This is a genomic window from Dyadobacter sp. OTU695 (assembly GCF_038440355.1).
Taxonomy (GTDB): Bacteria; Bacteroidota; Bacteroidia; order Cytophagales; family Spirosomataceae; genus Dyadobacter.
This window is the reverse complement of sequence record NZ_JASATN010000003.1, coordinates 220,905-232,927: the sequence shown is the minus strand read 5'-3', so window position 1 is coordinate 232,927 and position 12,023 is coordinate 220,905. Positions and strand designations below refer to the sequence as shown.

The following is a 12,023-nucleotide window of genomic DNA, read 5'->3' as shown; positions in this document are numbered from 1 at the left end:
CCAGTCTAGAAATCCAGTAAATGATATTTAACGGCAAATATCGCCAGGCTTACTGAGTTACTAGCACCGGTTTTTTCCAGCAAATTTTTACGATGACCTTCCACCGTCCGGTAACTGATAAACAGCTCATCTGCGATTTTGGCAGTATTGTAACCTTTGCAAATGAGCGCCAATACCTCCATTTCACGGTCGGTGAGGCCGATATTCAACGAAGGAATAGCGACTTTGCTACGGGAGGGCCGGATGTCGCCCGCTTGCAATCCCTGCCGCATTACCTGCGCAATGTCGTCATTAATGTAATACCCCTTGGTCATAACCTGTTCGATAGCCTCATTTAGAATTCCCTGATCGATGTCCTTGGGCAGGTAACCGTGCACGCCTACGCGCATGAGTTGCAATATGTGCTCGGGAGAATAGTTCATAGACAGAATGATAATTTTCACATCAGAATGCTGTTTCAGCAGCAGTCCGGCCACTTCTTTTCCATCCATTCCCTTCATATAAAGGTCCAGCAGCACCACATCGGGTCCGGCGCTTCCTATCTCTTCCAACAGTTCTTCGCCGGAAGCGGCTTCCAGCACTACCTGATAATCTTCATTTCTGGACAAAATCTGGCCTAGTCCCTGACGGAACAGCTTGTGATCGTCCGCTATCGCTATTTTTACCGGTTTCAATTTGTTTTGGGAAAATGTTAAACGGGCATTTCAATTTCGAAACGGGTGCCTTCGCCAGGAGCTGAATGCAGTTCGAGTTTTGCACCCAACAAGTCGGTCCGGGTCCGGATCGTGCTCATTCCCATCCCCGCGGCCTTTTGGCCCGAACGCATATCGAAACCCTTACCATTATCGCTCATGATCAAGCTTAGTTGCGACCCATTATGATGAAGGTCGAAAACGATTTCACTGGCTTCGGCATGTTTGACCACATTACCGATCACCTCCTGAATAATGCGGTACAGCACCAATTGCTGGTGGGACGAAAGCACTTCTGCCGGATCATCGATCGCGCAACGGATGTGCATCCCTGCGTCCTCCATTCTGCGCAGCAAAATTTTGACGGCGCCGGCAAAACCGAAGTTCTCGATAATTACCGGCGACAGGTTATGCGCGATTTGCCGCACATCCTTCACCACATCCCCGATAATCTGCCCCGAACGAGCAGCGAGGCCCTTCATTTCCTCCGGGGACTTTTCATACTGTATCTGGCTCACAAACAAACGGACCGCCGACAACGACGCGCCCACCTCGTCGTGCAGGTCGCGCGCGATACGCTCACGCTCATTCTCCTGCGAAGCCACAATCGATTCGAGTATTTTTTTCTGATGCACCATCTCCATTTGATGCATACGGCTTTGCTGGAAATGCAGTTTCCGCTGGTAAAGCAGCACGAAAATGACGATCGTGAGCGCCATCATCACCATAATGCCGATCCCGCCGAAAAGCAGTTGCGCAAATTCTATTTCCCCCGGCCTACCCATAATGCGATCGCATAAGTAATGTACAGCATATAATTCATCAGCGCGTGGATTACCCAAATCTGATCATTCAGGTTTTTAGAATACAGCAGAATGAAATTCATAAATATGAAAATCAGGAAGTTACCTGAAAAGAAAAGCAGTAAGCCCGCCGACACCCAGAAGAAAGGCTCGAGAAGCAGGTTTTGCACTTTCAATTCCTGAAAAACTTTATAGAAATACGCCAAGGCCATAAAAATCACAACCACACTCTCAATCGACCGCCCCGCATTATCGATCCATACCGACTGCCCCGGCTGCCCCAGCTCGCGCACAAGAACGATGCCCGTAAACGCCGCCAGCATCCAGCCGCGCAGGGTAATCAGCCACTTCCGATCGAGCACCAAACTATATATCCACGTCAACAGACCGAACTCTACCGTGATATAGATCGGCCAGAGAAATAGGTTGGATACTTTAAAAAACCAGAAAATGCGCGAAATACTCTCGATGAGCAATGCAAAGAAGATCAGCCAGCATAACAGTTTCACCGGGTGGTCGGCCCCGCGATACCTCCTTAACGCCATCCACGCCGCCACAAGCACGGGCAGGTACGTGAAAAGCACGATGAGTTGCTCCCTGGAATAATGCATGGTATTAGTCTGATGAAATTCAGGAATGCTGAATGCCTCGCCGGATTAGGTTCGACCGAGCATGAAAATATGGAAATAATTGATGACTTAGTGCAAGTTAGTTACATTTGAAATTTAGTACTCACCAAACTCTCTCTATGCTCTTTTCTACACGGTTTCTCCGGCCATGCAGGTCGGTATTTACTTTCCTTAATGCCATTGCGCTGCTTCTGTTTTTTGTTTCATCAGGTACATTTGTTTCTGCACAGCCGCCTGCTAAACTTTGGGATAAAACCATTGGCGGGAATGGCTATGAATACCAAGTGAAAGTAATACCAACCAGCGATGGAGGGTATATGGTGGCCGGCTCGTCTTCCTCCGATGCATCCGGTGATAAATCCGAAAATTCTAAGGGCAACCTCGACTACTGGTTAATCAAACTCAATGATTCCGGCGTTAAGCAATGGGATAAAACGATCGGTGGTAACGGCGCCGATTTTCTCGCGGATATCCGGCAAACGTCGGATGGAGGGTATATTCTTGCCGGCTCCTCACAGTCTGGTTTGAGCGGCGATAAAAGTAAAGGTTCGTTGAGCCAGGATGTGTGGATTGTTAAATTATCAGCAAGTGGCAGCATTGAGTGGGACAATACATTGGGTGGTTGGGATGGCGAAAGCGTACAAGAAATACGTCAGACCGCCGATGGCGGATACATTTTCATTAGCGATTCTTTTTCCGGAGCCGGCGGTGATAAGACCGAACCTTCGCGGGGAAGCTTTGATCTTTGGGTCGTTAAATTGAACGCCAACGGCAGCAAAGCATGGGACCGTACCTATGGCGGAAGCGACTATGAAATGAACGGAGCCATGTCGCTCACAGCAGATGGGGGTTGTATTATTGGTGGCATGTCTGGCTCAGGCATCAGTGGAGATAAAACGCAGGCAAACTTCGGTCCACCCGACTATTGGATATTGAAACTTTCATCATCAGGAGCGAAAGAATGGGACAGAACATTCGGTGGTGATAATTCCGACTTCTTTAAGCGTATCGTCCAGATACCATCGGGTGATTATCTGGTTGCCGGCGATTCTTATTCAGGTATAAGCGGAAATAAGTCGGCCGACAGGACAGCCCCTTCCAGCAGGGATTTCTGGGTAGTGAAAGTCGATGGTAACGGCAACAAGATTTGGGATAAAACTTATGGCAGAGGCGGCCAGTATGATGAACTTACTTCCCTGGCTATAACTTTCGACGGCGGTTTCGTGCTGGGAGGCTGGTCTTTAGCACTCGATCCCAAAGAGGACTTTGACTATGACTATAGGCTCACCAAATTATCGCCGGATGGCGCCTACCAGTGGGATAAGTCACTTGCCGGTCCGAAACAAGACGTGCTTTACAGCGTGCATCCGACCGCCGACCGCGGTTATATATTAGGAGGACATTCCTATTCAGACGCAGGCCCCGACAAATCTGAAAATAATAATGGCGACGGGGATTTCTGGATCATCAGACTCGCTACCGACCCATTGCCGGTAACGCTTGTCAACTTCGCCGCAACGAAAGAAGGCACCACCGCATTGCTCCAATGGAAAACCACCTCGGAAACCTCTTCCAGCGAATTTGAAGTCCAGCACAGCATCGATGGTAAGCAATGGAGCGCAGTGGGCTCAGTGGCTGCCGCAGGCGAGAGTAATGCCGAAAAAATGTATCAATTTGTACATGCACGACCGGTAAGCGGGCAGAACAACCTGTACCGCTTAAAAATGATCGACACCGACGGAAGTTTTGCACTGAGCAGTATCAAATCGATCTTTTTCGGCGAAACAGCTGCCGCACGCATCTATCCCAACCCCATCTCTGCCGCACAACTTACATTGGACGTCAACAATTGGGAAACCGTCCAAAAAGTGCAGATCAGCAATACCAATGCTCAGACTGTCTACGATTCCGGTGCACGCCCTGCACAGACTATAGATGTTAAAAGCCTTCCTGCCGGCTTATATATTTTGAAGGTTTTCAAGAAAGACGGAACGTCGGAGCAACACCGTTTTGTTCGTTGATAAGACTTCCATTAAAACAGCAAAAGCAGGTGTTGAGCCCGCTTTTGCTGTTTTATTCGATCAAGGCCAGTTACGAATAAACATGTACTTAATTTTCACCCAGCCTGATCCCCTGCTCTTCCAAACTCTGTCTCAAAAAACCCTTTGCCGACGCCTCTGAATAGTCATTCACAAAAAACTGTGCTGACCAGGTATCAGCGAATCTCACCACTGTCTCTAGCATGGGCTCTGTCCCGGTTAAACTGATCACAAGTGCCGTAATACGTACAATTTCTTCTCCCTCTTCATTGCGGTCACGATGGAGACATACTTCGGTTTGCGTTTCGGGGATGGTAATGATTTTGAAATTCATAGCGTGGTTGGTTATAATGTTGTGGTGATATTGTGTAGGTACTCCCTCGTTAGATTCATAAAGATAAGTAATATTAGCAAAATACAACGGATTCGTTGTGCTATTAGTCTGAATTTCCCATGTCCTTTATTGTCGACATGGAAAAGGATGATTTACTAATACGTCTTGGTCTTAGAATACGAGAATTGCGGAAAGTGAAAAACATCACGCAAGAGCAACTTGCGCATGCGATAGGGAAGGATCAGCAATCGATACAGCGTCTTGAGGCAGGGAAAATCAACCCGTCCTTTTTTTATCTACAAGAAATCGCCAAAGGCTTAGGCGTATCGATACATCAAATAATGGAGAATTTCTAATAGAAATCGAGAGTTCAGTAATTTCAGCTAGCTACCAAAACGGGTACACGTTCTCCAACACGTGGGTCAAAAATCGAAAAAATGACCCACGTTCAGTAAGACGTGGGTCAAAAATCGAAAAAATGACCCACGTTAGTTGGGAAATAGCCCTAAATTTGAAAAAATGACCCATGAAGTATGAGCGGCGAGATACGACTACCACAACTGCCTCTTTCCAGTGAAATAGAAACCAGGGCAGTACTTAAAAAGCTAAGTACCGCACGTGCAGCTTTGGCCGGTTTGAATGGTATTGCAGAAAGCATTCCCAATGAACGCATTATCATCAACACGCTTGCACTGCAGGAAGCTAAGGATAGCTCGGCAATAGAAAACATCGTAACAACGCACGATGAGTTGTATAGTAGTGACAGTCAGGCACATCAATTTGTAAGCCTTGCCGCCAAAGAAGTATACAACTATGCACACGCACTACTGGAAGGATATCAGCAGGTAAAGCAAACAGGCCTGCTCACCAGCAACAATATTATCACACTGCAGGCATTGCTAGAAGAAAATGACGCCGGATTCAGAAAAGTACCAGGTACGGTACTGAAAAATGAACAAACAGGCGAAGTCGTCTACATGCCCCCTCAAAATCACGTAGACATCGTCTCGCTCATGGGAAATTTAGAGCATTTTATCAACGACGACAGTCTTTCAGACATCGATCCGGTAATAAAGATGGCAATCATCCATCATCAATTTGAAAGCATTCACCCTTTTTATGACGGTAATGGACGGACAGGCCGGATTGTGAATATCCTATACCTCGTTAAAGAGGGCCTCCTCAAATTGCCTATCCTGTACCTAAGCCGGTTTATTAATCAAAACAAAGCTGCCTATTATAACTTGTTGCAACAAACCCGTCAGACGGAACAATGGGAACCCTGGATTTTATATATTCTGGATGCCGTCGAGCAAACAGCCTTGCAAACATCGGATATGATAAGAGACATTAAGGTTCTGATGACCAGTCACAAACAGAAGATCAGGACAGAGTTGCCAAAGGTGTATAGTCAGGATTTGATTAATAGTTTGTTTCGGCACCCTTATACCAAAATCGAGTTCGTGAAAAAGGATTTGAATGTAGCAAGAAAAACAGCCGCCCGATATTTGGATTCACTTTGTGAAATCGATCTCCTTCACAAGAAAAAGTTAGGCAAGGAAAACTATTATTTCAATGACGATCTGATTTCTCTGCTAATAAATGTGGGAAGTTTGAAACGTGACCAGGAGAGCGCTGCCATCATTAAAACGACTCACCGCTAGGTTAGGGAAGTGGCCAAAAAGCCAAATCATCAGATCCGTTAGTTCAGTTTTTTGCCCTAAAGCTGAACTAACGGATTTTTTAGTTTAGTTTTTTACGCATTTTCTAAACTAAGCGATTTGTTAGTTAACTTTTAATGCGAGGAGAAGAATTGGCATTACTCGAAGACAGTGCCTACATACAAATTCGCATTCATTCCAACAAAAAGCCGCTACAATTACTTGTAGCGGCTTTGGTTGTGGTGATGGACGGAATCGAACCGCCGACACATAGATTTTCAGTCTATTGCTCTACCGACTGAGCTACATCACCGTTTCAGTTGGTACCTTTTGGGACTGCAAAAATAGATATCTGCTTTGGCTTTGCAAATATTTTAATCAAATATTTCTCAAATAGTTTTATCAAAACTGATATTGTCTTGATTATCTTTTACTTAAAATGACAGATTATCATTTTATCCCTAAACCATTTGCGTCGGAATACATTTTTATCATACTTTGTTAGTATGCAAGCATACTAAACCAGCCCGTTTCGCTATGGCGATCATACAGCAAATCATCTTTATAGCTGCCTTGGGAGCAGCAGCCTGGCTGATCTACCAGCGGGTCGGCATTATCGGCAAGACGATCCGCCTCGGGAAGGATGAAGACCGTACCGACCAGCCCGGCAGGCGTTTGTCGATCATGATGCGTGTCGCATTCGGGCAGAAAAAAATGTTCGACAGGCCGCTCATCGGTTTTCTGCATTTCGCCGTGTATGCCGGGTTTATATTGATCAACATTGAAATACTGGAAATTATACTGGATGGCATTCTGGGGACGCACCGGCTTTTTGCCCGCGCCTTAGGTTCTTTTTATGGTGTATTGATTGGCTTTTTCGAGCTGCTTGCGCTGGGTGTGCTGATTTCTTGTTCCATCTTCCTCATCCGTCGCAGCATCCTGAAAGTAAAACGCTTCCAACCGGCTCGCCATCGCGAAATGAACGGATGGCCGCAGCTCGACGGCAAGCTGATCCTGGTTTTTGAGATCGTGTTAATGATAGCTATCCTCAGCATGAATGCCGCCGACAGCGCATTGCAGGATCTTGGCAGCACGCATTATCCGATCGCTGGCGATTTCTTAATTAGTCAGTGGTTCAAACCGCTTTTTGCAGGATGGAGCGAAAGCGCATTGATCGCCTACGAGCGCGTAGCGTGGTGGGTTCACATTCTGGGCATATTCGTTTTTGCCGTCTATCTTACCTATTCAAAGCATTTACATATCGCATTAGCATTTCCAAATACCTATTTCTCCCGCCTTGAACCCAAGGGCGAAATGAAGAATATGCCAGAGATCACCCAGGAAGTGAAAATCATGCTAGGGCTCGAAACACAGGCAGGCGACGCGGCGGTACCGGAACGGTTTGGCGCGAAGGATGTGGCGGATTTGAGCTGGAAAAACCTGATGGATGCCTATTCCTGTACCGAATGCGGGCGCTGTACAGCCGCTTGCCCGGCGAACATGACAGGCAAAAAACTCTCGCCCCGTAAAATCATGATGGACACGCGCGACCGTCTGGAAGAAGTGGGCCGTAATATGCTGGCTAACAAGGGCGAGTTTATGAATGACAACAAAAGTCTGCTCGGCGACTATATCCTGGAAGAGGAAATCCTCGCATGTACGACCTGCAATGCATGCGTGCAGGAATGTCCGGTGCTGATCAACCCGCTCGACATTATTCTGCAATTGCGCAGGCATAAAGTTATGGACGAGGCGCATGCGCCGGGTTCGTGGAATATGATGTTCCAGAACCTTGACACCAACCAGGCGCCATGGAAGTTTTCGCCCAGCGACCGTTTCAATTGGGCATCGGTAGTAGCGGACAGTGGATCGGAAAGCAGTTCAACAGCGTCATAAAAAAGCATTAAATATGAGTGAGATTGCATACCGAGTGCCTACAATGGCCGAAATGGCGGCGAATAACGAGACGCCCGAAGTTCTGTTCTGGGTAGGCTGCGCCGGCTCGTTCGACGACCGCTACAAAAAGGTGACGGTCGCTTTTGTGAAAATACTCAACAGCGCCGGTGTCAAATTCGCCGTACTCGGAACGGAGGAAAGCTGCACGGGCGATCCGGCGCGTAGGGCGGGAAACGAGTTTACGTTCCAGATGCTGGCGATGTCGAATATCCAGGTTTTGGATATGTATAATGTAAAGAAGATCGTCACAGCCTGCCCGCATTGTTTTAATACACTTAAAAATGAATACCCTGCATTGGGTGGTAATTACGAGGTTCTCCACCATTCGGAATATCTTCAACAGTTGATCGATGCGGGCCGTGTCCGCTTGCAGGGCGGCGAGACATTTAAAGGTAAAAAAATTACTTTTCATGATTCCTGTTACCTCGGTCGCGCGAACGATGTGTACGAAGCGCCCAGACACGTGCTGGAAGCTCTCGATGCCGATTTGGTCGAAATGAAGCGTTCCCGCGCAAAAGGGCTGTGCTGCGGAGCGGGCGGTGGACAAATGTTCAAGGAGCCTGAACCCGGCAAAAAAGATGTGAATATCGAGCGGATCGAGGAAGCATTGCAGACAGGTGCCGATACGATTGCCGTAGCGTGCCCGTTTTGTATGGTAATGATGACCGACGGCGTCAAGAATAAGGAAAAAGAGCAGTCCGTGAAAGTATACGATCTTGCCGAACTTATTGCACAGGCAAAAGGTTTGTAGCCAAAAGTTACGAGAACTATGCCGTTAGCACGGTTGTTTTAGATTACCAATACGGTAAACCGTTTGACCGCATTTAACCCTTTTTAATCATGTATATTCCTTTTAGTGATATCGATTTTCAAGCCCGGGTATGGGTTTATCAGGCCAACCGGGAGCTGACGCCCCAGGAAACAGGGATTATCACCGAAACTTTGAAAGCTTCACTCGATACCTGGGAAGCACATGGAAAACCGCTTACAGCGTCCGGGAAAATATTTGAACACCGTTTCATCGTCATCGCCGTAGACGAGCGTGACGAGCTGCCAAGTGGTTGTTCGATCGACAAATCGGTGCATTGGTTGCAGGAAATCGGGCAACGGATGAACATCGATTTCTTCGACCGCTCGCTGGCTTTTCTCGACGACAATGGCCACGTGCAGACAATCCCCGTACCGAAGATCAAGCAAGCCGTCATTAACGAGACGATCCTGCCTAACACGACGATTTTCGATAACCAGGTGGCCACAAAGGCCCAATGGATGAACAGGTGGAAAATTCCGGCTTCCAATTCGTGGCTGAACCGTTATTTTACGGAACAAACCAGTTTATAAAGAATGATAAACAGGTACTTTTGCAATTCAACATATCAGAGTCTTTCATGAAGTTCTTCCGGCTGGCCGTCGTCGTCTTTTTTGTATCCCTTTTATCAGGTTGTGATAAAAACGTCGTCTATAAGGCCCACGAGGACATTGATGACGGGCTCTGGTATATTAAAGACAGGCCCTCCTTCAAAGTTGAGATCACCGATACAACTCAGGCTTACAACCTGTATTATGTGTTGAGGAATGCGCTTCAGTACCCTTACCATAACCTTTACATTACCCGGAACTTCACCGGTCCCGACGGAAAGGTCATTTCGACCACGCTGGAAGAAGTTTTTATTTCAAATGAAGTCAGCGGCAAGCCTTACGGCCACGGTCTGGGCGATTTGTTTGACCACAAAATCCCTTTCCTGAAAAACTACCGCTTCCCGCGTTCGGGAACTTACACTTTTACCATTTCACAATCCATGCGCCAGAACCCCCTGCCATTTATTATCAGCGTGGGCGTCAGCGTGGAGAAGGTTCCTGTAAAAGAATAACAGAACGGCTTACACAGCCGGGGTGGGAGGAACTTCGCCTTCAGGCTTCTTTTTCGGCCTGTTGCGGTTCCGGCGATAAGGCTTTTTCTTGAATTCTTTCACAACACCTTGCTCTCTCGCCATATCGGCCTTTTCTTCCGCTACCTCATGCACAGGCTCTCCCAAAAGAAATCCGTAAGGTTCGAGGCTCGGGACCGTGTCCATAATCACTTTCAGTATTGCGGTAACCGGCAGCGCTAAGATCAACCCGGAAAGTCCCCAGAGCTGGCCACCGAGAAACAATGCAACAATAGCTGCCAAAGGGTTGACGCTCACTTTCGACCCCACAATGTGCGGGGTAATAAAATTGCCTTCCAGGAACTGCACGAAGCTCATAATGCCGATTACTCCTACCGCATACCAGGGCGAATCCATAGTAACAATGCTCAACAGGGCCGGCAATATCGAGCCAATCAAAATTCCGATGTAGGGGATTAATATCAGAAAACCTGCCAGGAAGCCGAAAAATATTGCATGCGGAACACCCAGGATCAGCAAACCAACGCTATTCAGCACGCCCACAATGAGGATCACGAGGAACAAGCCCGAAAGATAACTCTGAATTACTTCATAGATTTTTTTCAGCAGCAAGTTCAGTTCTTCATTCGGTACGCTGCGGACTGCCTTGTGAACAAACATCCTGAAAAAATCGCGATAGAGCAGAAAAAAGAATATGTACAGCGGGATCAGCACAAATGTGGAAATCGCGCCGGTAGTTGTTACAAGCGTGTTAAGCAGCACGGCACGGCCTTCGCTTAACGCGTTGATCAGGTACTTTTTGGCTTCGCTTACCTGCTGGGTCCGGCTGATATTCAAATAGCGCTCGCCCATTGTCAACGTCTGGTCGAGGATTGCCTCCGCTTTTTCGGTAATGCGCGGAAGTTCTTCCGCGAAGCTGCCTATCTGCACCGAAACAACGTACACGAGAATCACAATCACCGTAAAAAGCGCGAGAATACTCAAAAGGATGGCGCCCACACGCGGTACTTTCCGCACTTCCAGCCATGCGCAGACAGGGTGCAGCAGGATCGCGAGCAAAATCGAAAATGCGAGCGGGATGATCGTCTCGCGGAGAACGTAGAGGATGTATACCGTCGCAATGAGCGCAACCAGGGAACTGGCGAGCTTTAAGTACACGGGGGTTTCCCTATCTTTGTTTGGAAGAGGACGCAACGTTGAATTCATGAACAAGTTGATATATCTGTGGTTAGCGGTCAAAACGGTGTTCTGTACCTGTCAGCCGGATCACAGAACAAATGATTTCAAGAAAGTTAAAGCGCATTACAAAAATAGCAAAATAGGAAAGCTTCCTGCGGTAGTGTCGGAAAGTTCGGGATTGGCGAAAGGAACACAGCCCGGGACATTCTGGACCCACAACGACAGTGGCGGCAAACCGGAACTTTACCTTTTCGACCTTAGCGGTAAATTGCTCGATACAAAAGCCGTTCCCAACGCAAAAAACACCGATTGGGAAGATCTGACGCGCGACAATGAGGGCAACCTTTACATTGGCGACTTTGGCAATAACACGGCCCAGCGCAGCACTTTCGATGTTTATCGCTTCAATCCGGAAAGCAACAGCTCCGGACATATTACTTTCCGTTACCGGACGGCACCTCCCGATTGCGAGTCTTTTTTTTATCACCGGGGAAGTTTGTATCTTTTTTCGAAAAACTGGGGCAAGAACAAATGGGTGAAACTGTATCGTCTGCCTGCTGAAATAGGCGACCATACTATTTCAGCCTCGGATAGCATCCGCATCGACGCTCAGGTTACGTCGGCGGCCATCAGCCCGGACGGTAAAACATTCGCACTGCTGACTTATGGGAAAGTATTGCTATTCGAAACAGCCGGTGACAACATCGATTTCAGTAAGCCAATGGCTTGTTTTCGCTTTTCAAGGAAGCAAACCGAGGCGATCGAATTTTTGAACAATACCGATATGCTGATAACCAATGAACAGGGCGGCATCTATCGAACTACTTTTCGATGATGTTAT

13 protein-coding genes and 1 tRNA gene are annotated in these 12,023 nt (G+C 47.5%); 8 read left to right on the top strand and 6 right to left on the bottom strand.

What is annotated here, in order from left to right; genetic code table 11:
• Positions 1 to 5 precede the first annotated feature (5 nt).
• From AAHB90_RS09025 to AAHB90_RS09015, 3 genes are read right to left on the bottom strand one after another with little or no spacing between them, the layout of a single operon-like run.
• The gene (locus AAHB90_RS09025; RefSeq protein WP_342084609.1) at positions 6 to 674 is read right to left on the bottom strand and encodes a response regulator transcription factor; all 669 of its coding nucleotides are present in this window, start codon (positions 672 to 674) and stop codon (positions 6 to 8) included.
• Positions 675 to 691: 17 nt separating this feature from the next.
• Entirely contained in the window at positions 692 to 1,477 is a 786-nt protein-coding gene (locus AAHB90_RS09020) for a sensor histidine kinase (protein ID WP_342084608.1), read from the bottom strand.
• On the bottom strand, positions 1,456 to 2,106 hold the full coding sequence (locus AAHB90_RS09015; protein WP_342084607.1) for a hypothetical protein: 651 nt from the start codon (positions 2,104 to 2,106) through the stop codon (positions 1,456 to 1,458). The genes AAHB90_RS09020 and AAHB90_RS09015 overlap by 22 nt, the downstream gene beginning before the upstream one ends.
• A 137-nt stretch (positions 2,107 to 2,243) precedes the next feature.
• Between AAHB90_RS09015 and AAHB90_RS09010 the strand changes: the two genes are divergently transcribed.
• A complete protein-coding gene (locus AAHB90_RS09010; protein WP_342084606.1) occupies positions 2,244 to 4,145 on the top strand; it encodes a T9SS type A sorting domain-containing protein in 1,902 nt (633 codons plus the stop codon).
• 88 nt (positions 4,146 to 4,233) lie between these two features.
• On the opposite strand, the gene AAHB90_RS09005 is transcribed toward AAHB90_RS09010, so the two are convergent.
• Positions 4,234 to 4,497: a hypothetical protein gene (locus tag AAHB90_RS09005; protein WP_342084605.1), complete on the bottom strand. Its 264-nt coding sequence runs from the start codon at positions 4,495 to 4,497 to the stop codon at positions 4,234 to 4,236.
• Between the two features lie 119 nt (positions 4,498 to 4,616).
• Between AAHB90_RS09005 and AAHB90_RS09000 the strand changes: the two genes are divergently transcribed.
• Together AAHB90_RS09000 and AAHB90_RS08995 are read left to right on the top strand one after the other, a co-directional pair.
• Complete coding sequence (locus AAHB90_RS09000; RefSeq protein WP_342084604.1) at positions 4,617 to 4,853, top strand: helix-turn-helix domain-containing protein; 237 nt, start codon at positions 4,617 to 4,619, stop codon at positions 4,851 to 4,853.
• A 177-nt stretch (positions 4,854 to 5,030) separates the two neighbouring features.
• Complete coding sequence (locus AAHB90_RS08995) at positions 5,031 to 6,161, top strand: Fic family protein (protein WP_342084603.1); 1,131 nt, start codon at positions 5,031 to 5,033, stop codon at positions 6,159 to 6,161.
• A gap of 237 nt (positions 6,162 to 6,398) precedes the next feature.
• On the opposite strand, the gene AAHB90_RS08990 is transcribed toward AAHB90_RS08995, so the two are convergent.
• Positions 6,399 to 6,471, bottom strand: a tRNA-Phe gene (locus tag AAHB90_RS08990).
• 224 nt (positions 6,472 to 6,695) lie between these two features.
• Here AAHB90_RS08990 and AAHB90_RS08985 point away from each other — a divergent pair.
• The 4 genes from AAHB90_RS08985 to AAHB90_RS08970 all read left to right on the top strand — a co-directional run bounded on the left by AAHB90_RS08985 (position 6,696) and on the right by AAHB90_RS08970 (position 9,985).
• Complete coding sequence (locus tag AAHB90_RS08985) at positions 6,696 to 8,054, top strand: (Fe-S)-binding protein (RefSeq protein ID WP_342084602.1); 1,359 nt, start codon at positions 6,696 to 6,698, stop codon at positions 8,052 to 8,054.
• Between the two features lie 13 nt (positions 8,055 to 8,067).
• Positions 8,068 to 8,865: a (Fe-S)-binding protein gene (locus AAHB90_RS08980; protein WP_342084601.1), complete on the top strand. Its 798-nt coding sequence runs from the start codon at positions 8,068 to 8,070 to the stop codon at positions 8,863 to 8,865.
• Positions 8,866 to 8,954: 89 nt separating this feature from the next.
• Positions 8,955 to 9,455, top strand: coding sequence for a hypothetical protein (locus AAHB90_RS08975; protein WP_342084600.1), 501 nt, complete (start codon positions 8,955 to 8,957; stop codon positions 9,453 to 9,455).
• Positions 9,456 to 9,502: 47 nt separating this feature from the next.
• On the top strand, positions 9,503 to 9,985 hold the full coding sequence (locus tag AAHB90_RS08970) for a gliding motility lipoprotein GldH (RefSeq protein ID WP_342084599.1): 483 nt from the start codon (positions 9,503 to 9,505) through the stop codon (positions 9,983 to 9,985).
• A 9-nt stretch (positions 9,986 to 9,994) separates the two neighbouring features.
• Here the strand turns inward: AAHB90_RS08970 and AAHB90_RS08965 are convergent, their stop codons facing one another.
• On the bottom strand, positions 9,995 to 11,209 hold the full coding sequence (locus tag AAHB90_RS08965) for an AI-2E family transporter (protein WP_342084598.1): 1,215 nt from the start codon (positions 11,207 to 11,209) through the stop codon (positions 9,995 to 9,997).
• On the opposite strand from AAHB90_RS08965, the gene AAHB90_RS08960 reads away from it, so the two are divergent.
• On the top strand, positions 11,208 to 12,017 hold the full coding sequence (locus AAHB90_RS08960; RefSeq protein WP_342084597.1) for a hypothetical protein: 810 nt from the start codon (positions 11,208 to 11,210) through the stop codon (positions 12,015 to 12,017). The two genes, AAHB90_RS08965 and AAHB90_RS08960, sit on opposite strands and share 2 nt — an antisense overlap.
• The last annotated feature ends 6 nt before the right edge of the window (positions 12,018 to 12,023 follow it).

Coding starts and splice junctions, on each gene's coding strand:
- AAHB90_RS09020 (WP_342084608.1), bottom strand. CDS start 1,477: ATGGGTAGGCCGGGGGAAATAGAATTTGCGCAACTGCTTTTCGGCGGG.
- AAHB90_RS09015 (WP_342084607.1), bottom strand. CDS start 2,106: ATGCATTATTCCAGGGAGCAACTCATCGTGCTTTTCACGTACCTGCCC.
- AAHB90_RS09010 (WP_342084606.1), top strand. CDS start 2,244: ATGCTCTTTTCTACACGGTTTCTCCGGCCATGCAGGTCGGTATTTACT.
- AAHB90_RS09005 (WP_342084605.1), bottom strand. CDS start 4,497: ATGAATTTCAAAATCATTACCATCCCCGAAACGCAAACCGAAGTATGT.
- AAHB90_RS09000 (WP_342084604.1), top strand. CDS start 4,617: ATGTCCTTTATTGTCGACATGGAAAAGGATGATTTACTAATACGTCTT.
- AAHB90_RS08995 (WP_342084603.1), top strand. CDS start 5,031: ATGAGCGGCGAGATACGACTACCACAACTGCCTCTTTCCAGTGAAATA.
- AAHB90_RS08985 (WP_342084602.1), top strand. CDS start 6,696: ATGGCGATCATACAGCAAATCATCTTTATAGCTGCCTTGGGAGCAGCA.
- AAHB90_RS08980 (WP_342084601.1), top strand. CDS start 8,068: ATGAGTGAGATTGCATACCGAGTGCCTACAATGGCCGAAATGGCGGCG.
- AAHB90_RS08975 (WP_342084600.1), top strand. CDS start 8,955: ATGTATATTCCTTTTAGTGATATCGATTTTCAAGCCCGGGTATGGGTT.
- AAHB90_RS08970 (WP_342084599.1), top strand. CDS start 9,503: ATGAAGTTCTTCCGGCTGGCCGTCGTCGTCTTTTTTGTATCCCTTTTA.
- AAHB90_RS08960 (WP_342084597.1), top strand. CDS start 11,208: ATGAACAAGTTGATATATCTGTGGTTAGCGGTCAAAACGGTGTTCTGT.
- AAHB90_RS08965 (WP_342084598.1), bottom strand. CDS start 11,209: ATGAATTCAACGTTGCGTCCTCTTCCAAACAAAGATAGGGAAACCCCC.